Genomic DNA, 15,228 nt, shown 5'->3' with positions numbered 1-15,228 from the left:
TGGCTACTTCGCGAGGAGGGCAGCGCGCACCTGCTCGCCGAACTCGGTAAGCGCGGTGGCCTTGATGTCGACGGTCAGTCCCTTGTCGTGGGCGCCGTGCCGGGTCTGGTAGTGCCACGGGCCCGCGTCGATGTCGCACACCAGGGCGCGGACCTTCGGGGACATCCGGAGCGCGTCGAGGTCGACCCCCTCGGGCGTCTCACCCGCGGGGGGCACCTGTCCCTGACACGTGGGGCACGTCACCGCGCTGTCGGTCGGGGCCCAAGGGGCAGCAGGGCCGCGCCGGTGACGCTCGGGGTAGCAGGAGGGGAATCGGTTCTCCCGCGTGGCGCGGTGAACCTCCCACGCACCAGTGCCCGGCCGCTGGCCTCCTACATGGATTACCTCCCCGCCGGTGACCGGGTCGCGGTCCGTGCCCTGGTGGGCGATCACACGGCCCTCGGCCTGCGGCTCCTCCTCCTCGTCGACCGGCTCGGTGGTGGTGCCGAGGGTGGCGACCCACCGGTCGGCCGCGCCGTCGGGCAACCCGCGAGTGAGCATCTGGCGGATGCCCGCGGCGTCCCGCTTGGCCTGCTCTTCCTCGGCCGCCAGGTCGGCGGCGGCCTGGGCGATGGCGGCGCGCTGCTCGTTCTGTGCCTCGGTGACGGCGTCCTCGATGGTGCCCTGACCGAGGAGGGGGAGGGTGTCGAAGAGGGGGGTCTGACCGGTCATTTCACATCTCCAGAAACTTTGTAGCGTTCGTTGACGATGTTGCCGACGATACGCCCACTCGCCAACATCGTCAACTGACACCACAAAGTTTTTCGGCCCGGGGGCAGCCTCCGGGGCCGTCGCCATGCCCGGCCAGGCGCCGGACCACCCGAGAGCCCCAGGAGGGCACACACCATGACCACCACCAACCACCTCCCCCGCCACCCGCGAACCGGCCTCACCGCCCTCGGCGTGCTCCCGTCCGGCCGCCCCGTGTGGCCGCAGATGGGCGGCGACGGCAACGGCGACGGCGGCGACGGCCAGAGCGGCACCGCCGACGGCGGAACCGGAGGAGACGGCCAGGGCACCGGCCAGCAGGACGGCGGCCAGGGCCAGCAGAACGACGGCAACCAGGGCCAGCAGGGCGGACAGGAGCCGCCGGTCGGCCCTGACGGTCAGCCGCTCGACCCTGTCCGTCTCCAGCGCCTGGTCGAGAACCTCCGCTCGGAGATCTCGACGCTCAAGGGCAAGCAGAGCAGCGGACAGCAGGGCCAGGGCCAGGCGCCCGGCCAGCAGCAGAACAACCAGGGCCAGCAGGCCCAGCAGCAGGCCGGGCAGGCACCGGCCGACGACGGCACCGCCGACCAGCTCCGCGCCGCCACAACCGAACTCGCGGTCTACCGCAACGCGGCCAAGCACGGAGCGAACCCCGTCGCGCTCACCGACAGCAGGTCCTTCATGGACACCGTCGGCAAGCTCGACCCGGCCGCCGCCGACTACGACAAGAAGGTCACCGACGCCATCAAGAAGGCGGTCGAGGACCACCCGCACTACGCCACCGGCCAGGCGCCCGGCGGCTCACCCCGCGGCGGATCCGACGGCACCGGCAGGCCCGGCGCCCCCAACAAGCCGCGCACCCTCGAAGACGCCGTAGCCGCCCGCATGAGCGGGAAGCGGCGCACCTGACCGGAAGGACATGACCCATGGCCATCAGCCTGGCCGAAGCGAAGAACAACGCCCAGGAGGACTTGGACGTCCAGGTCATCGACGAGTTCCGCAAGGAATCGGTGATCCTCGACGCCCTCACCTTCGACGACGCCGTCAACCCCTCTGGCGGGGGCGGCACCCTCACCTACGGGTACCGGCGGCTGGTCGACCAGCCGACCGCCGCGTTCCGCGCGTACAACAGCGAGTACACCCCGCAGAACGTCACCACCCAGAAGTACAGCACCGACCTGGTCCCTCTGGGTGGCGCGTTCGAGATCGACCGCGTGCTCGCGCGCGTCGGCCCCTCGGCCAGTGGCGCCGTGTCCCTGAACATGGCGCAGAAGATCAAGGCCGCCCGTACCCGGTTCCAGGACGCCGTCATCAACGGCGACGTCGCCGGAGGCGGCCCCGACGACGCCCAGGGCTTCGACGGCCTCGACAAGGCCCTCGTCGGCAGCACCACCGAGTTCCGTGTCGACTCGGTGTCCGACTGGTCCGCCATCAGCAGCCAGGACGACTCCGGGCACGTCGCGCTCGACGACCTCGACGAGTTCCTCGACCTGCTCGACGGGATCCCGACCCTGGTCCTGGGCAACAAGAAGGCCATCGCGAAGTTCCGCGGCATCATCCGCCGCACCGGCATGTACACCCGAGAGCCGGTCGAGGGCCTGGTCGGCCAGAACGGCCGCCCGATCATGCGCGAGTCCTACGGCGGCATCCTGTTCGCCGACCCCGGGGAGCAGGCGGGCGCGTCGACCCCGATCATCCCGATCGAGGGCCGCACCGTCGACAGCGTCGCGGAGACCGGGCTCACCGACCTGTACGCGATCCGGATCGGCATGGACGGTTTCCACGGTGTCACCACCGCTGACGGGCAGATGGTGCGGACGTGGCTGCCCGACTTCGAGTCTGCGGGCGCGGTGAAGAAGGGCGAGGTCGAACTCGGCCCGGTCAGCGTGGCGCTCAAGGCCACCAAGGCCGCGGCCGTGTGGCGCAACATCAAGGTCCAGTAGAAGAGAGCCCCACCATGCGAACCATGTACCGCATCACCGCCGGTCAGCCCTTCATGGGCAAGATCGGCCCGGTCCCGTTCATCGACGGGAAGACGGAGACCGATCACGAGGGTGTCGTCGCGTACTGCCGACGGCACGGCTACGAGGTCGAGGCGATCGCCCAGGCCGCCGACAGCAGCGGCCAGGAGGGCAGCGGCGAGACGCCGAAGCAGCCCGCCGCCCGCCCTGCCCGGTCCGCCAGCAAGGCCGACTGGGTCGCCTACGCGGTCGCCCAGGGCGTGCCCGAGGAGGACGCCGAGAGCGCGACCCGCGACGCCCTGGCCGACCGCTACCACGGGGCGGGGGGCGACGCCTGATGCCGCTGTACGAGCACCGTGCGGGCGGGCGTGTGCGTGAGCGCGTGCGCACGGTCCCGCGCGGTTTCGAGGACACCCGCCTCGGGCTGATGGCCGGGGACTCCCGGCCCGGCGCGGACGGGTGGCACCTGGTCGACGAGACCGCGCCCGCCGCCCCGGCCGCCGTCGCCCAGGACGACACCGAGGGGTGAGCCGTGGCCTACGCGACTCCCGCTGAACTGGCGACCTACCTCGGTCTGACGGATCCGCCGGACGGCGCGGAGCGGCTCCTCGACCGGGCGTCCCGCCTCGTCGACCGGGAGCTGATCTCCGCCATCTACGACCCGGCCGACCCGGACGTTGTCGAGGCGCTCCGGTCGGCGACGCTTGAGCAGTGCGCCGACTGGGACACGGCCGGGGCGGACGGTACGGAGGCTGGGGATCCGGACCGCTGGTCGTCGGTGTCGGCCGGGTCCATCAGCCTCGCCCGCGGAGGCGGGGGCGGGTCATCGCCGAGGGGTTCCTCCTCGACGACGGTCCGGCTGTGCTATCAGGCGCGGCTGATCCTCCAGCAGGCCGGGCTCACTGGGCACGCCCCGCGCACCACCCTGCGTGTGGGGTGGTGGTGCTGATGCCCGGCACGATCCCCGGGTGGATGCTCCGCAGGATGGGCTGGGACATCACCGTCGAGCCCTACGCGGGCGCGGGCGCCTACGGGCCCACCTACGGGCCGCCCGTCGAGGTGCGCGCCCTCATGGACGCGAAGCGCCGGAGGGTGCGGGACACCGACGGCGACGAGGTCACATCGGAGACGACGCTCCGGGTTCGCCTGGACGTCGCCGACAGCTTCCCGACCGGGAGCCGCGTCACCTTGCCGGACGGCACCATGCCGACCGTGATCCGCGCCGACCGCCATGACGGCCGGGAGCTACCGGTCCCGTCTCACCTGGAGGTGGTCCTCACATGAGCGCCAGCGTCCGTCTGGACTGGGACGGCGACGACGCCCGCCGCGCGGGCCGCGCCGCCGCCGAGGAGGGCCTCGGCGTGGCGATGGAACACCTACTCGCCGAGTCGCGCAAGCTCGTGCCGCACGAGGAAGGCACCCTAGAGCGGTCCGGCGCGTCCGTGGTCGAGGGCCTGTCCGGCGCGGTCTACTACGACACCGTGTACGCCGCCCGGCAGCATGAAGAGCTGACCTGGCGGCACGACCCGGGGCGCACCGCGAAGTACCTGGAAAAGCCCGCCGCCGACGAGGCCGACACCATGCTCGCGCTGATCGCCGCCCGGGTGAGGAGGGCGCTCCGGTGACCCTCACCGAGGAGGTAGCGCTCCTCCTGGCCGAGCTGGGCGTCGGCACCTACACGCCGGGGGCCCCGGGCGGCACCCTCTACCTCGCCGCCCTTCCGGACGACCCCGACGTCGCCCTGGCCGTGCAGCGCTACGACGCCGGGGCCGAGGCCGACAGCCTCCAGCCCTGGGACGAGGTCCGTCTCCAGCTCCGGGCGCGCGGCACCGCCACCGACACCCGCACCGGGGAACAGCTCGCGCAGTCCGCATACGACGCCCTGCACGGGTGCGGGTACCGGTACCTCTCCCCGGGCGGCACCTGGCTACAGCTGGCCGTGTGCCTGTCCGGCGGGCCCGGCTACATCGGCCGCGACCAGTCCGGCCGTCACGAGTGGACAGTCAACGTGCGGGTCGAGGTGCGACGCCCGACCGCGCACCGGCCCGGCTGACACCCCGAACACCATCAACCACCGCCCCGGCCCTGTGCTGGGGCTCTCGCATGTAAGGAGGCCCCGCTATGACGCTGGTCAAGGTCAACGCGCGGGACATCATCCTCGAAGCCTCGGACGGCGCCACACCCACCCCGACGTGGGCCGAGATCGCCGGACTCAACTCGGTCACCATCAACCCCGGGGAGAACTCCGAGGAAACCGACGTCACCGACAACGACAGCGACGGTGCATACGAGGGCGAGGTCATGCAGCGCGGCGCGACCATCGCTCTGGAGGGCCGTCTCCTCAAGGACGACACCACGGGCACGGGTGACCCTGGGCAGGCCCAGGTCATCAGCAACGCGGGCCCGGCCGCCCTGGGCGTCGACTCCCTCCATCAGTACCGGTTCCGCTACCCGATGGACACCGAGTGGACCGTGTGGACGGCGACGACCGTCCTGGGCGAGCAGGGCGGCGGCAACAACGACAAGGTCAGCTTCTCGGCAACGCTGCGCCGGTCGGGCCCGTCGACCACCGAGGCGGTCGTCTGATGGACGTACAGGAGTCCCTCGACCGGGCCGCCGCCCTCCAGGCCGACCAGGACGACCGGGAGCGCGACGCCGCGCGCGACCAGGAGCACGAGAGCTTTGACGAGTTCTGGGCGGAGATCAAGGCCACCGAGAAGCCTCGGTACGAGTCCATCCTCGGCGTGCGCGTCCGCGTCCCCACCACCATGACCCTGAGGTTCCGCCAGCAGCTCGACGGCCTCGACATGCAGCACACCGACGAGGCCCAGGTCCGCGAGGTGCTCGCCGACCTGTTCGGCGTCGGCACCCTCGACGCCTGGGTCGATGCGGGGATGGACGACGAGCAGCTGGCCGTGGTGATGGCGTGGGCCATCGCGTCCGCCAGCGGCCGTGAGATCACCTGGCGGGAAGCCTATGAGGCGGTCCGGCGGGGAAAAGCGGAGCGCGCGGCGAAGGCGAAGGCGCTGGCCGCGAAGACGGGAACCAGCTCGACTCCGCGATCCGGCGGCACTGGTGGGCGGTCGAGGGGTGGGCGCTCGCGCAAGGGCTCACGCCGCAGGCACTGAGCCGAATGACGGTCCGCCAGTTCACCAGCTTCGTCCTCGCCATGCCGCGCGACACCGTGTTCTGGCGGCTCTACGAGCGTGAGCCACAGCAGGTGGAGGGCGACGCCGCCCGGGACCTGCTCCGCAACCTGTAACCCCGCGCCCGCGCGGGCCCAACCACATGACCCGAGGGGGTGACCCCCTCACATGGCCATGAACGTCGGCGAACTCGTCGCGACGCTCGATGTCGACGACCGCGGCTACAGCCGGGGGCTGACCACGGCCGCCGCCGAAGCCCGCGTAGCCGCGAACCGGATCGAGGACCACCTCGACGACATCGACGCCGACGGCGCCGGACACCGCACCGGCAACGGGTTCGTGTCCGGGCTCCTCGGCGGTGTCGATCAGGGTCGGCCCCGGTTGATCTCCTCCGGGCAGGACGCTGGGGGCGGTCTGTCCAGCGGAGTCATGCGCGGCATGGGCGGGCTCCTCAACAACGTCTGGATCGCTGTGGGCGTCGCGGCGGCGGCGGTGCTCACCCTGCCCGCGGTCGGCGCGATCGCTGGGACCGGGCTTGCGCTGGCGTTCGGTGGTGGCATCGCGGCCGTCGGCATCATGGCGGCGGCCCAGGCCGACGAGGTTCGGGACGCGTTCGGCGACCTGCGCGACACCGTCGTCCGTGATCTGCGGTCCATGGCGGCGCCGCTGGAGGGCACCCTCGCCGCCGTCGCCGGGGACCTGGGTGACCTGTTCGATTCGCTGTCGCCACACCTCGAAGACGCTTTCGCGGATATGGCGCCGGTCCTCTCGGAATTCTCGAATTTCCTTTTCGGAGCATTCGAGGGCGCAGGCCCGGTCATTGATGACGCCACCGAGGCATTTAATGCCCTCCTGGAGGCACTCGGGCCGGAACTCGATGAATCCATCGGGGGCATTTGGGACGCCCTAAGCGATCTTTTCGGCACCATCGCGGAGAATCCACAGCCGTTCGTCGGGTTGATCACCGGCGCCTTCAACCTGGTCGAGGGCGCGATCCGCCTGGTGGACTGGCTGTCCCAGGTTTACGTGTGGCTCCAGGAGCACATCCCGGGCGGAATCCTCGGCCTACTCTCCCCCATGGGACTGCTCACCGGAGCTTTCGGCGACGCGTCCGAGAAGTCGCAGGGTTTCCGCGACGCCATGGCCGAGATGGGCGGGGCCCTCCAGACCGCGTGGGAGCACATCCGGTCCGGCGCTGAGGACCTGTGGGCGGCACTGGAACCGATCCTCCAGGACCTGTGGGAAGCCCTCGCCAACAGCGATGTGCTGGAAACGGTGCGCGAGTGGTGGTCACAGATCTCGGAGATTTTCGCCCTGGGTGGGGAACTCCTCGGCGAACTCATGTCGATCGCCGCGACTGCCCTCACTTTCGTTTGGGAAAACTGGGGACAAAACATCCTCGGGATTCTCGGCGGACTGTGGACCCAAATCGAAGGTCTGATTTCGGGAGCCCTCGAAATCATCAAGGGTCTGATAAACACGTTCTTGGGCGTCATTACCGGAGACTGGGACCGTGCTTGGGAAGGCGTCAAGCAAATGGCGTCCGGTGTGTGGACCGCCATACGCGGCCTCATCGAAGGCCAGATGCAGATCATCCACAACGTCATCACGGGCGCGCTCACCGGAATCCAGATGTGGTGGGGGCGGGTGTGGGGGCAGGTTCGGGACGCCGCCTCGACCGCGTGGTCCGCGATCCGGTCGCGGATCTCGTCGGCGATCTCCGGCATCCAGTCGAGGATCTCCTCCGGGGTGTCCTCGGCGCGGTCGGCCGTGGCCGCCGCCTGGTCCGCCGTGCTCGCCGCAACGGCCGCCGCCTGGTCCGCCGTGCGGTCAGCGGTAGGGGCCGGTATCCGGGGTGCGATCTCGACCGTGCGGTCCACGCTCGGAAGCTGGCGGGCGATCGGCCGCCAGATGGTGTACGGGATCGTGTCCGGCGTGTCCGGTGCTGCCGGGGCGCTGTACTCGCGTATGCGGGGGCTGGCCTCCTCGGCGCTGCAATCCGCCCGGAACGCCCTCGGCATCGCGTCGCCGTCCCGCGTGATGGCGCGCGAGGTCGGCCGGTGGATCCCCGAAGGCGTCGCCGCCGGGCTCTCCCTCGGCCAGCGCCGTCTCGACCGGCAGGTCCGCAGCATGGCCGACAGCGTCGCCCGGGGCCTGGGCGACCCGCCCGACATGCTCGGCCGCACCCGGGACGGGCGCGCCCTGGGCGCTGACCGGCGCGGCGGTCCGGCCGTGGTGATCGAGCGGTTCGAGGCCACGGAGCGCATGTCCGCGCACGACGTCGGCGAGGCCCTATACGGGCTCGTCGTAGCGAGGGGGTGACCGGTGGACGCAACCACCATCGAGTGGGGCGGCCTCACGCTGGGCCGCCCGTCCGCGTACCGGGTCCTCCGCCTCGACGGGTGGGAAGACCTCCCCGGGCTCGACTCGGGGGACGAACCGCGCCCGGCACGGCACGGGTCCTGGCCGGGCACCTCCTACGCGCAGGCCCGCACGGTCACGGCCGAGCTGCTCCTCCGCACCTCGCGGGCCGAGGTGCTCGACAGGGTGCGGGACCTACGCCGCGCCCTGGCCGTGGCCGACGACGCGACGCTCGCCCCGCTCACCGTGTCGGTGCTGGGCGAGCGGCTGACCGCCGACGCCCGCGTCTCCCAGCGCATCATGCCGCTCGACCGGCACGCGCGCCTCGGGCACGTGCGCGCCGTCGTGCAGTGGGTCGCGCCGGACCCTGCCCGGTACGAGCCGGATCCGGTGCACTTGGTCATCCCGCCCGGAGAGTCGCGGACGGCACCCCACCACGGCACCACGGGCACCCGACCGGTGATCACCGTGTACGGGCCGTGCTCTTCCCCGACGATCCGGCTGGAGGGGACACCGGACATCACCCTGGCGTTTGACACGCCCATCCTCGACGGGGAGGCCCTGGTCGTCGACTGCCACACCGGGACGGCGCTCCTGGACGGCGTCGACTGGTCAGAAACGCTCGCGGTGGGTTCGGTGCCGGTCGAGTACTTCACCATCCCGTCCGGACAGAGGCCGATCCATTTCGAGGTGTCCTCGTCGTCCGGGACTGCCCGCGCCCACGTGGTCTACCGCCACGCCTACCTGTGAGGAGCCCCCGCTCGTGCCCACATACCGGTACCAGTTCTGCGACCTCCTCAGCGACACCCACATCACCGACCTGCCGCTCACCGGCGTCCGCTACGACCGGCTCATCGTCAAACCGGGCGAGTTCAGCGCCACCATACCGATCCCCAACCGGACCGCCGCCGATGCGGTCGCGCGCATCATCCCCCGCGACCAGGACGACCTTTCCACCGGCCCCGGCCGCGTCCTGTGCCACGTATGGCGCAACGGCGACCTGTGGGGGTCCTACATCATCTGGACCGGCCGGGTATCCGCCAACGACCGGGGCCGCCTGTCCGCCAGCATCCGGGGCGAGTCCCTCGAATCCTGGCTTCATAGGGTCTTCCACCAGGACGGCCTGTTCTGGACCGACGAGGATCAGCTCCACATCGCCCGGGAGCTGGTTCGGCTCAAGCAAGAGCAGCTGTCCGGCGGGTCTCTCCAGATGGGCATCATCGGGGGCGGGCCCGCGACGTCCGGCATCACCCGCGACCGGACGTACTCGAACAACGACTGGGCGACCCTCGGCGAACGCCTTACCCAGCTGTCCGAGGTGATCGACGGCCCCGAGTGGTTCATCCGCACCTACCCCGACGCCAACGGCAACCGCGTGCGCGAGTTCTACGTCGACCAGCTCCTCGGCGACCCCAACCGACTGCACCACTTCGCCCAACCCGGGGCGGTGCTGTCGTGGCGGCACTCGGTAGACGCCACCAGCACAGGAACCCAATACTTCGCCCGAGGCGGCACTACCCAACCGTCCGGGTACCGGGACTACTTCGGAGTTTTCTCCCAGCCGCACCGTGACGCCGGGTGGGCGCAGCTGGAGGAACTCCGCGACTACCCGACCGTGACCGTCGGCGACACGCTCGTCGAGTACTCGACGTGGTGGGCGACGCACCGGGCGGGCGCCCAGCACGGCATGGAGGTCACGGTCCGGTTGGGTGAGACCCCCACCCTCACCCCCGACCGATTGGGGGAGCGGGCCCGAATCACCCTGGTCAACGACTGGTTCCCCCTCGACGACCAGGGTCAGCCGACGTTCGATCAGACACGCCGGATCATCGGCATGTCGATATCCGCGCCCACCCGTACCTCGCCGGAGGAGTGCCGCCTCATCCTGGAGGGCCCCCGGGACGACAGCGACGTCACCTCACGTGGCCGCCCGGAGTACGCGGCCGATCTCACGAACGCGTTGGACGCGCGCGCGCACTCGGTGGCCCGTTCTGTGCTGTCCAACTCCGCACCGATCACCTAGGAAGCCATGACCACCCAACCGCCGGATCCGTTCGCGTCGGTGGTGACCGCCCGGGACGTCTACGACGCCACCCGGGAGACCCAGGCCGACGTCCGCCACGCCCTTGACCGGCTCAACACCGTCGAGCAGGCCCAGGCCGACCACGAGCGGCGGCTCCGCGCCCTGGAGATGTGGCGGTACGCGCTGCCCGTGTCGGCGCTCGCGAGTCTGGCCGCGGCTGCTGCCGCGATCATCGCCGCCGTGCAGGGCTGACACCTTCCCCTTCATTCACTTCATGCCCCGGCCCGGCGCCGGGGTTTTCTCATGCCCACCAGGAGGCGCCCGATGATCGACTACCCGCGGACCTACTTCGGCTGGTCCGCGTCCTCCCCCGCCGACTACGCCGACCCCGACGCCGGTCTCGTCGTCCACTACAACGGGGCCCCGACCGGCCTCGACGACCACGGCGACTGCGTCTCCTACTGGAAGTCCACCCGCGACGACCACGTCAACAACCGCGCCTGGGCCGACATCGGGTACAGCTTCGGCATCTCGGTAGACGGCCACATCTTCGAGGGCCGGGGGCTGCACCGCTACCAGGCCGCCCAGGGCACCACCGCCGGGAACGCGAACTACTACAGCGTCACCCTGATGATCGGCGAGGGCGAACGGCCCGCCGACGCGCAGATCAACGGCGTCCGCCGACTGCGCGCCTGGCTGATGACCGACCACGGCGTGTCCGGCGATGTGGTCGGACACCGCGACTTCGTATCCACCTCGTGCCCCGGGAGCGACCTCTACGCCCTGGTCGAGGACGGCACTTTCACCCAGCCCCCAGGGTCTCCGGCCCCCATCACCTCAGAAGGAGACGACATGTCCATCCTCAGCCTCACCAAGGGCGACAGCGGCCGCCGCGTCGCGGCGCTCCAGCACATGCTCAAGCGCATCGGCGACCACATCGGGGAGGACCTGCTGCCGGTGTACGGCGCCGACGGCGATTACGGCCAGGAGGTGTCTGACGCTGTCCTGTGGGTCCGCCAGACCCTGCATGGGTCCACTGCCACCAGTGGCGACACGATCACTTCCTACGCCTTCGACCAGGTGTGGGCGAGCTACATCCGCGCCGCCGCGGCTGACACTTCTTCGGGCGGATCTGCTTCCCTGCCTTCCAGCGAGTCCGTCACCTTCTCCGGCACTCTGCGCCGATCCTGACCTGTCCGTCGTCACTGTGCGCCGATTGCCGGCACAGCTCACCGTAACCACCGCCCCGGGCACCCCGCCCGGGGCTTCCTGCTTCCTGGAGGTGCCCCGTGCACTCTGCCCCGCGCAACCCCACCCGCCTGATCCCCGAGAAGAAGGTCACCGCCGCGACCCTGTCCGGCGCGGCCGTGACCCTGATCATCTACGTCGCCGGACTCTTTGGCCTCGACGTGCCCGAGGTCGTCGCCGCCGCGGCCGTGACCCTCGTCGCCGCGGCCGCCGCGTACCTGGCACCGCACACCCGCCGCGACGACGTCGAGGAGGTGTGACCCGTGGCGCTACAGGTCGTCCTCTTCGACGACATGCTCGACGCCGCCGCTACCCGCGCGGTCACGGCGTCACTGCACACCACCGACGGCGGAGCCACCGGCACCGACGAGGTGACCGGCGGGACCTACGCCCGCCAGTCGATCACCTGGGACCCCGCCAGCGGCGGCCAGGTCGACGCGTCCGCACAGATCACGTTCGACGTGCCCGGCGGGCACACCGTGACCCACCTCGGCCTGTGGGACGGGGCCGGTACCCCGGTGTGGCTCGGGTCGATCCCGCTGTCCACGTCGGAGTCCTACGGGGCGGACGGCACGTACACGGTGCTGCTCCTGCGCCTGACGCAGACCGACGCGACCGTGTAGGGAGGGCCCGTGGCCGTCACGGTCAACAACTCCCTGTCCGGCCCGTCCGGCGCTGAACCGTCCGCGTCGTCCCTGTTGGTGACGGCGCGGGCGGGCACGGTCGGGATCGTCGCCCCCGATCGGGCGGTCTACTCGTCGACCCGAACCGTCCACGGGCTGACGAGCATCGAGATCGACACCGGCCACCACCGGGCGAACAGCACACCCCGCCTGGAGGTCGCCCTCCCGTCCGCGCCCTGGTGGCTGCGCTGGTACGTGTACCTGCCGGGGATGCAGGCCGAGGGGTACGGCATCGACGAGTGCCGGTGGGTCGCCCGCCTGGGCACGCTCGGGCTGGTCCTGCACGAGACCGCGGGCGGCAACATCGGGGCGCGCCTCCAGGGCAACGGACTCGCGTCGGCCCCGCTGGTCGCCACCGACACCGGCGGATCCGCGGTCGCCTTCGGCCAGTGGATGCGCGTCGAGGCCACCAGCGACGGCACCGACACCGTCGTGACCGTCGACCCCCTCCACGGGACCGGCGGGCGCGTCTTCACGTGGACCGGAACCGGCCTACCGGGAGGAGTCACCGCGGAGATCACCGCGTACCGGTACCGGCGCGGGGTGCTCCTCCAGCAGGGCGACACGGACGCATCCACGGGCGGACTGGTGTCGCCCCGACAGGGGCAGCTGATCACGCTCGGGTACATGGCGCCGGGCGGAGATGACGGGATTTACGGGTCGGGGACCGCGTCGTCGGTGTCGTCCTTCCAGTCCGCGTATGGCCTGGTGCCCGTGGATGGGGAGATCGGCCCGGAGACCGGCGCCGCCCTCGACCTGGTCGTCCAGGAGATCCAGGCCGACCCAACACCGCCGCCCACCTACGTATCGCACGTGGCCGTGAGTGACTCGGCCGCGCTCGGGGCGGCCCCGGCTCCGACTGGTGACGCGGTCGCGTCCCTGGAGGCGCTGGCGGAGGCGTCCGGCCGGAAGTCGGCGACCGGTTCGGCGGTCGCGTCGCTGGCGTCGCTGTCCGACAGCAACGGCGGGCGGGGCGGCAACGCTGAGGCGCTCCTCGGCGCGGTCGCCCAGGCCGACGGCACCAAGACGACGAGCGGCCAGGCCGAGGCCACCCTCGGCACCGTCACGACCGTGGACGGCACCAAGCACGCGACCGGTACGGCCGTGGCGACGCTGGGCGTGGTCGGCTCCGTGCAGGGCACCAAGCACACCAGCGGCCAGGCGGTCGCCGACCTCGCGCTCCTCGGCCGCGCCGACCAGCTCATCGAGGCGGTCGCCGCGGTCGCCGCGATCGCGCGCGCGTCCGGCCAGCTGGCCGCCGACACCGCACTGTCCGGCCGTCTGGCCGGTACCGCTTACCGGGCCGACCGCTACGGCGGGTCCGCGACCAGGAGGTGACCCACGTGGCGACTCACCAGACGCTCACCCTGTACGAGATGAACGACGAGACGGTCGGCTTGACGATCACGGAGCCGGACACCGGCCAGGCGCACGACCTGACCGGGGCCGAGCTGGAGATGGTCCTCAAACCCGACGCGGACACGCCGGACACGGACCCGGGCGTGGTCATCCTCGGTACGCTCACTGGGGAGATCACGGTCGACGACGCGGCCAACGGGCTTGCGACGGCGACGGTCAACCGCGGCCACCTGGCGGAGCCGGGCGACCGGTGGTGGCGGGTGGACGTGGTCCGCCCCGGTACCCGCCGCACGGCCGCCTACGGGCCTCTGCGGGTCACGAACCTCTGACCGCCTGGGCACACAGCGCGCCCCCACTCTCCCCTGCACGGGGAGGGTGGGGGCGCTTTCGTCATGCCCAGAGTGCTACCGGTTCGGCGGGCGGCGCCGGGGACAGCTCCCACACGTCGCGCTATCCATGTTGGTCCACCCGCACTCACACGTCCACATCAGCCTGTCCTCTCGTCTGCGCGACCCACCTCGACCGTCCACACGTCGTCGATCAAGCCGATCCCCTCGATTTCGGCCTGAAGGTGAGCGATGATCGCGGGCCGGATCGGGTCGGCAGGGCAGAGCGACCGGAGTGCCCGGTACCGGGCGGCCTGCTCGGCGGTCTGCCAGATGTGCACCGGGATCACGTAGTGGTCGTACTCTTCTTCCTCGCCGTCCTGCATGGCGAATCCCCCCGTAGTGGATATATGCCCAGGTGGGGCCACCAGCCCTAGACTCCGGTGGCCCCACGGCCCGGGGGTGCCACCCCGGGCACGGCCGCCCCGTCATCCCCTCAGACCGGGGCGGCCGTCATCCCGCGCGCCCTGGGTCCCCACCCCGGGCGCGCGGGGGTCTACTCGTCGTCCTCGGCGGGTGTCTCATCCGAGGGCGGCGGGTCCGGGATCGTGATGGGCCCGCGGTCGTGGCTCCACCAGCCCCCCATCAGGCGACCGCCGCGACCAGGGCGGCCCACTCGCCGCCGGGAAGCTGGCCGATCTCGCGGGCGGTCTGGGTGTCGCCGACGCTGACGCCTGCGCCCCCGGCCGCCAGGAGGGCCGTGACGCAGTTGGACGCGCCCTGCGACGCCTCGGCCTTCACCCGCTTACCGACCGGGAGGGACTTTCGGCCGGTGGTGTGCACGATCTGCATATGTGATGCTCCTTCGTAATCCGGTTCCTTCGGATCCCCGGGGCGGCGGCAACCGCTCCGGGGGTGGGCCTGGTGGCCCTACGGTCCCCGCGCGGTCAGGTGCGGGGACCGAGTCATGTGGTGGCGTGCACCCGCATCCACGCCGGGACGTCCTCCAGCACGCGCGGCGGGCACGGGACCGGCGGGTGTGAGTCGGTGGCCCGCGCGAGGTAGTGGCCGAGGTGACCCCGGAGCATCTCCGGGGTGACCGTGTCGTCGGCGCCCGTGAGGTGCCGGGTGCGCCGTCCGCCCCACTCGGACCCGCCGGGCCGGGCCGGGATCTCGTACCGCCACTCGCCGTGGTCGAGGTACACGCGGATGGCGGCGGCCACCTGGTCGCCGTCCATGACCCGAACGTCCACCGAGCAGGGCGGCGCGTCGTCGGGAATCTCGACCCGTGCGTCGTACCCGGCCTGCTCGGCTGCGTCCATGAGGGCGAGGATGCGGTGCTCGTCGGCGGTCATGGCGGTCCTCTCTATGTGG

Annotated in this window: 24 protein-coding genes; 20 read left to right on the top strand and 4 right to left on the bottom strand. The window is 71.3% G+C overall.

Annotated elements, in window-relative coordinates:
* Positions 1 to 3: 3 nt before the first annotated feature.
* Positions 4 to 711, bottom strand: coding sequence for a hypothetical protein (locus ACTVAJ_RS26770; RefSeq protein WP_470391044.1), 708 nt, complete (start codon positions 709 to 711; stop codon positions 4 to 6).
* 174 nt (positions 712 to 885) lie between these two features.
* Here ACTVAJ_RS26770 and ACTVAJ_RS26765 point away from each other — a divergent pair, with 174 nt between their 5' ends.
* The 20 genes from ACTVAJ_RS26765 (at position 886) to ACTVAJ_RS26670 (ending at position 13,857) form a co-directional block, all read left to right on the top strand.
* Positions 886 to 1,656, top strand: coding sequence for a hypothetical protein (locus ACTVAJ_RS26765; RefSeq protein WP_470391043.1), 771 nt, complete (start codon positions 886 to 888; stop codon positions 1,654 to 1,656).
* A gap of 17 nt (positions 1,657 to 1,673) precedes the next feature.
* The gene (locus ACTVAJ_RS26760) at positions 1,674 to 2,690 is read left to right on the top strand and encodes a major capsid protein (RefSeq protein WP_470391042.1); all 1,017 of its coding nucleotides are present in this window, start codon (positions 1,674 to 1,676) and stop codon (positions 2,688 to 2,690) included.
* Positions 2,691 to 2,713: 23 nt separating this feature from the next.
* Positions 2,714 to 3,046, top strand: a complete 333-nt coding sequence (locus ACTVAJ_RS26755; RefSeq protein WP_470391041.1) for a hypothetical protein — start codon at positions 2,714 to 2,716, stop codon at positions 3,044 to 3,046.
* On the top strand, positions 3,046 to 3,237 hold the full coding sequence (locus ACTVAJ_RS26750; RefSeq protein ID WP_470391040.1) for a hypothetical protein: 192 nt from the start codon (positions 3,046 to 3,048) through the stop codon (positions 3,235 to 3,237). The genes ACTVAJ_RS26755 and ACTVAJ_RS26750 overlap by 1 nt, the downstream gene beginning before the upstream one ends.
* A gap of 3 nt (positions 3,238 to 3,240) precedes the next feature.
* Positions 3,241 to 3,657, top strand: a complete 417-nt coding sequence (locus tag ACTVAJ_RS26745) for a hypothetical protein (RefSeq protein ID WP_470391039.1) — start codon at positions 3,241 to 3,243, stop codon at positions 3,655 to 3,657.
* Positions 3,657 to 3,992, top strand: coding sequence for a hypothetical protein (locus tag ACTVAJ_RS26740; RefSeq protein WP_470391038.1), 336 nt, complete (start codon positions 3,657 to 3,659; stop codon positions 3,990 to 3,992). Before ACTVAJ_RS26745 ends, ACTVAJ_RS26740 begins: the two co-directional genes overlap by 1 nt.
* On the top strand, positions 3,989 to 4,333 hold the full coding sequence (locus ACTVAJ_RS26735; RefSeq protein ID WP_470391037.1) for a hypothetical protein: 345 nt from the start codon (positions 3,989 to 3,991) through the stop codon (positions 4,331 to 4,333). Before ACTVAJ_RS26740 ends, ACTVAJ_RS26735 begins: the two co-directional genes overlap by 4 nt.
* Positions 4,330 to 4,761, top strand: a complete 432-nt coding sequence (locus tag ACTVAJ_RS26730) for a minor capsid protein (RefSeq protein ID WP_470391036.1) — start codon at positions 4,330 to 4,332, stop codon at positions 4,759 to 4,761. Before ACTVAJ_RS26735 ends, ACTVAJ_RS26730 begins: the two co-directional genes overlap by 4 nt.
* 68 nt (positions 4,762 to 4,829) lie before the next feature.
* Positions 4,830 to 5,294 carry a phage tail tube protein gene (locus ACTVAJ_RS26725; RefSeq protein ID WP_470391035.1) on the top strand — a complete coding sequence of 155 codons (465 nt, stop codon included), beginning with the start codon at positions 4,830 to 4,832 and terminating at the stop codon, positions 5,292 to 5,294.
* Entirely contained in the window at positions 5,294 to 5,836 is a 543-nt protein-coding gene (locus ACTVAJ_RS26720) for a hypothetical protein (protein ID WP_470391034.1), read from the top strand. The genes ACTVAJ_RS26725 and ACTVAJ_RS26720 overlap by 1 nt, the downstream gene beginning before the upstream one ends.
* A gap of 5 nt (positions 5,837 to 5,841) precedes the next feature.
* Positions 5,842 to 5,970 carry a hypothetical protein gene (locus ACTVAJ_RS26715; RefSeq protein ID WP_470391033.1) on the top strand — a complete coding sequence of 43 codons (129 nt, stop codon included), beginning with the start codon at positions 5,842 to 5,844 and terminating at the stop codon, positions 5,968 to 5,970.
* Between the two features lie 52 nt (positions 5,971 to 6,022).
* The gene (locus ACTVAJ_RS26710; protein WP_470391032.1) at positions 6,023 to 8,176 is read left to right on the top strand and encodes a phage tail protein; all 2,154 of its coding nucleotides are present in this window, start codon (positions 6,023 to 6,025) and stop codon (positions 8,174 to 8,176) included.
* A gap of 3 nt (positions 8,177 to 8,179) precedes the next feature.
* Complete coding sequence (locus ACTVAJ_RS26705; RefSeq protein WP_470391031.1) at positions 8,180 to 8,965, top strand: hypothetical protein; 786 nt, start codon at positions 8,180 to 8,182, stop codon at positions 8,963 to 8,965.
* Between the two features lie 13 nt (positions 8,966 to 8,978).
* Positions 8,979 to 10,238 carry a hypothetical protein gene (locus tag ACTVAJ_RS26700; protein ID WP_470391030.1) on the top strand — a complete coding sequence of 420 codons (1,260 nt, stop codon included), beginning with the start codon at positions 8,979 to 8,981 and terminating at the stop codon, positions 10,236 to 10,238.
* A gap of 6 nt (positions 10,239 to 10,244) precedes the next feature.
* Complete coding sequence (locus tag ACTVAJ_RS26695; RefSeq protein ID WP_470391029.1) at positions 10,245 to 10,490, top strand: hypothetical protein; 246 nt, start codon at positions 10,245 to 10,247, stop codon at positions 10,488 to 10,490.
* Between the two features lie 72 nt (positions 10,491 to 10,562).
* Positions 10,563 to 11,429, top strand: coding sequence for a peptidoglycan recognition protein family protein (locus ACTVAJ_RS26690; protein ID WP_470391028.1), 867 nt, complete (start codon positions 10,563 to 10,565; stop codon positions 11,427 to 11,429).
* A 98-nt stretch (positions 11,430 to 11,527) separates the two neighbouring features.
* Positions 11,528 to 11,746 carry a hypothetical protein gene (locus tag ACTVAJ_RS26685; RefSeq protein ID WP_470391027.1) on the top strand — a complete coding sequence of 73 codons (219 nt, stop codon included), beginning with the start codon at positions 11,528 to 11,530 and terminating at the stop codon, positions 11,744 to 11,746.
* A gap of 3 nt (positions 11,747 to 11,749) precedes the next feature.
* Positions 11,750 to 12,109 (top strand): phage tail fiber protein, encoded by a 360-nt coding sequence (locus tag ACTVAJ_RS26680; protein WP_470391026.1) that lies wholly within the window; start codon positions 11,750 to 11,752, stop codon positions 12,107 to 12,109.
* Between the two features lie 9 nt (positions 12,110 to 12,118).
* A complete protein-coding gene (locus ACTVAJ_RS26675; protein ID WP_470391025.1) occupies positions 12,119 to 13,507 on the top strand; it encodes a peptidoglycan-binding domain-containing protein in 1,389 nt (462 codons plus the stop codon).
* Between the two features lie 5 nt (positions 13,508 to 13,512).
* Entirely contained in the window at positions 13,513 to 13,857 is a 345-nt protein-coding gene (locus ACTVAJ_RS26670) for a hypothetical protein (RefSeq protein ID WP_470391024.1), read from the top strand.
* Between the two features lie 158 nt (positions 13,858 to 14,015).
* Here the strand turns inward: ACTVAJ_RS26670 and ACTVAJ_RS26665 are convergent, their stop codons facing one another.
* From ACTVAJ_RS26665 to ACTVAJ_RS26655, 3 genes are all read right to left on the bottom strand, one after another.
* Positions 14,016 to 14,240, bottom strand: coding sequence for a hypothetical protein (locus tag ACTVAJ_RS26665; protein WP_470391023.1), 225 nt, complete (start codon positions 14,238 to 14,240; stop codon positions 14,016 to 14,018).
* Between the two features lie 259 nt (positions 14,241 to 14,499).
* Complete coding sequence (locus ACTVAJ_RS26660; RefSeq protein ID WP_470391022.1) at positions 14,500 to 14,706, bottom strand: DUF397 domain-containing protein; 207 nt, start codon at positions 14,704 to 14,706, stop codon at positions 14,500 to 14,502.
* A gap of 113 nt (positions 14,707 to 14,819) precedes the next feature.
* Positions 14,820 to 15,209, bottom strand: coding sequence for a hypothetical protein (locus ACTVAJ_RS26655; protein WP_470391021.1), 390 nt, complete (start codon positions 15,207 to 15,209; stop codon positions 14,820 to 14,822).
* Positions 15,210 to 15,228: the final 19 nt, after the last annotated feature.

This window comes from Nocardiopsis sp. KDC1DS13DA1 (assembly GCF_055632325.1).
This window is presented reverse-complemented; position numbering and strand designations above follow the sequence as displayed.

Excerpts from the sequence above, each read along its gene's own strand:
- ACTVAJ_RS26725 (WP_470391035.1), top strand. The coding sequence starts at position 4,830 with ATGACGCTGGTCAAGGTCAACGCGCGGGACATCATCCTCGAAGCCTCG.
- ACTVAJ_RS26715 (WP_470391033.1), top strand. The coding sequence starts at position 5,842 with ATGACGGTCCGCCAGTTCACCAGCTTCGTCCTCGCCATGCCGCGCGAC.
- ACTVAJ_RS26655 (WP_470391021.1), bottom strand. The coding sequence starts at position 15,209 with ATGACCGCCGACGAGCACCGCATCCTCGCCCTCATGGACGCAGCCGAG.
- ACTVAJ_RS26760 (WP_470391042.1), top strand. The coding sequence starts at position 1,674 with ATGGCCATCAGCCTGGCCGAAGCGAAGAACAACGCCCAGGAGGACTTG.
- ACTVAJ_RS26665 (WP_470391023.1), bottom strand. The coding sequence starts at position 14,240 with ATGCAGGACGGCGAGGAAGAAGAGTACGACCACTACGTGATCCCGGTG.
- ACTVAJ_RS26735 (WP_470391037.1), top strand. The coding sequence starts at position 3,989 with ATGAGCGCCAGCGTCCGTCTGGACTGGGACGGCGACGACGCCCGCCGC.
- ACTVAJ_RS26755 (WP_470391041.1), top strand. The coding sequence starts at position 2,714 with ATGTACCGCATCACCGCCGGTCAGCCCTTCATGGGCAAGATCGGCCCG.
- ACTVAJ_RS26770 (WP_470391044.1), bottom strand. The coding sequence starts at position 711 with ATGACCGGTCAGACCCCCCTCTTCGACACCCTCCCCCTCCTCGGTCAG.
- ACTVAJ_RS26740 (WP_470391038.1), top strand. The coding sequence starts at position 3,657 with ATGCCCGGCACGATCCCCGGGTGGATGCTCCGCAGGATGGGCTGGGAC.
- ACTVAJ_RS26720 (WP_470391034.1), top strand. The coding sequence starts at position 5,294 with ATGGACGTACAGGAGTCCCTCGACCGGGCCGCCGCCCTCCAGGCCGAC.
- ACTVAJ_RS26690 (WP_470391028.1), top strand. The coding sequence starts at position 10,563 with ATGATCGACTACCCGCGGACCTACTTCGGCTGGTCCGCGTCCTCCCCC.
- ACTVAJ_RS26695 (WP_470391029.1), top strand. The coding sequence starts at position 10,245 with ATGACCACCCAACCGCCGGATCCGTTCGCGTCGGTGGTGACCGCCCGG.
- ACTVAJ_RS26660 (WP_470391022.1), bottom strand. The coding sequence starts at position 14,706 with ATGCAGATCGTGCACACCACCGGCCGAAAGTCCCTCCCGGTCGGTAAG.
- ACTVAJ_RS26765 (WP_470391043.1), top strand. The coding sequence starts at position 886 with ATGACCACCACCAACCACCTCCCCCGCCACCCGCGAACCGGCCTCACC.
- ACTVAJ_RS26710 (WP_470391032.1), top strand. The coding sequence starts at position 6,023 with ATGGCCATGAACGTCGGCGAACTCGTCGCGACGCTCGATGTCGACGAC.
- ACTVAJ_RS26750 (WP_470391040.1), top strand. The coding sequence starts at position 3,046 with ATGCCGCTGTACGAGCACCGTGCGGGCGGGCGTGTGCGTGAGCGCGTG.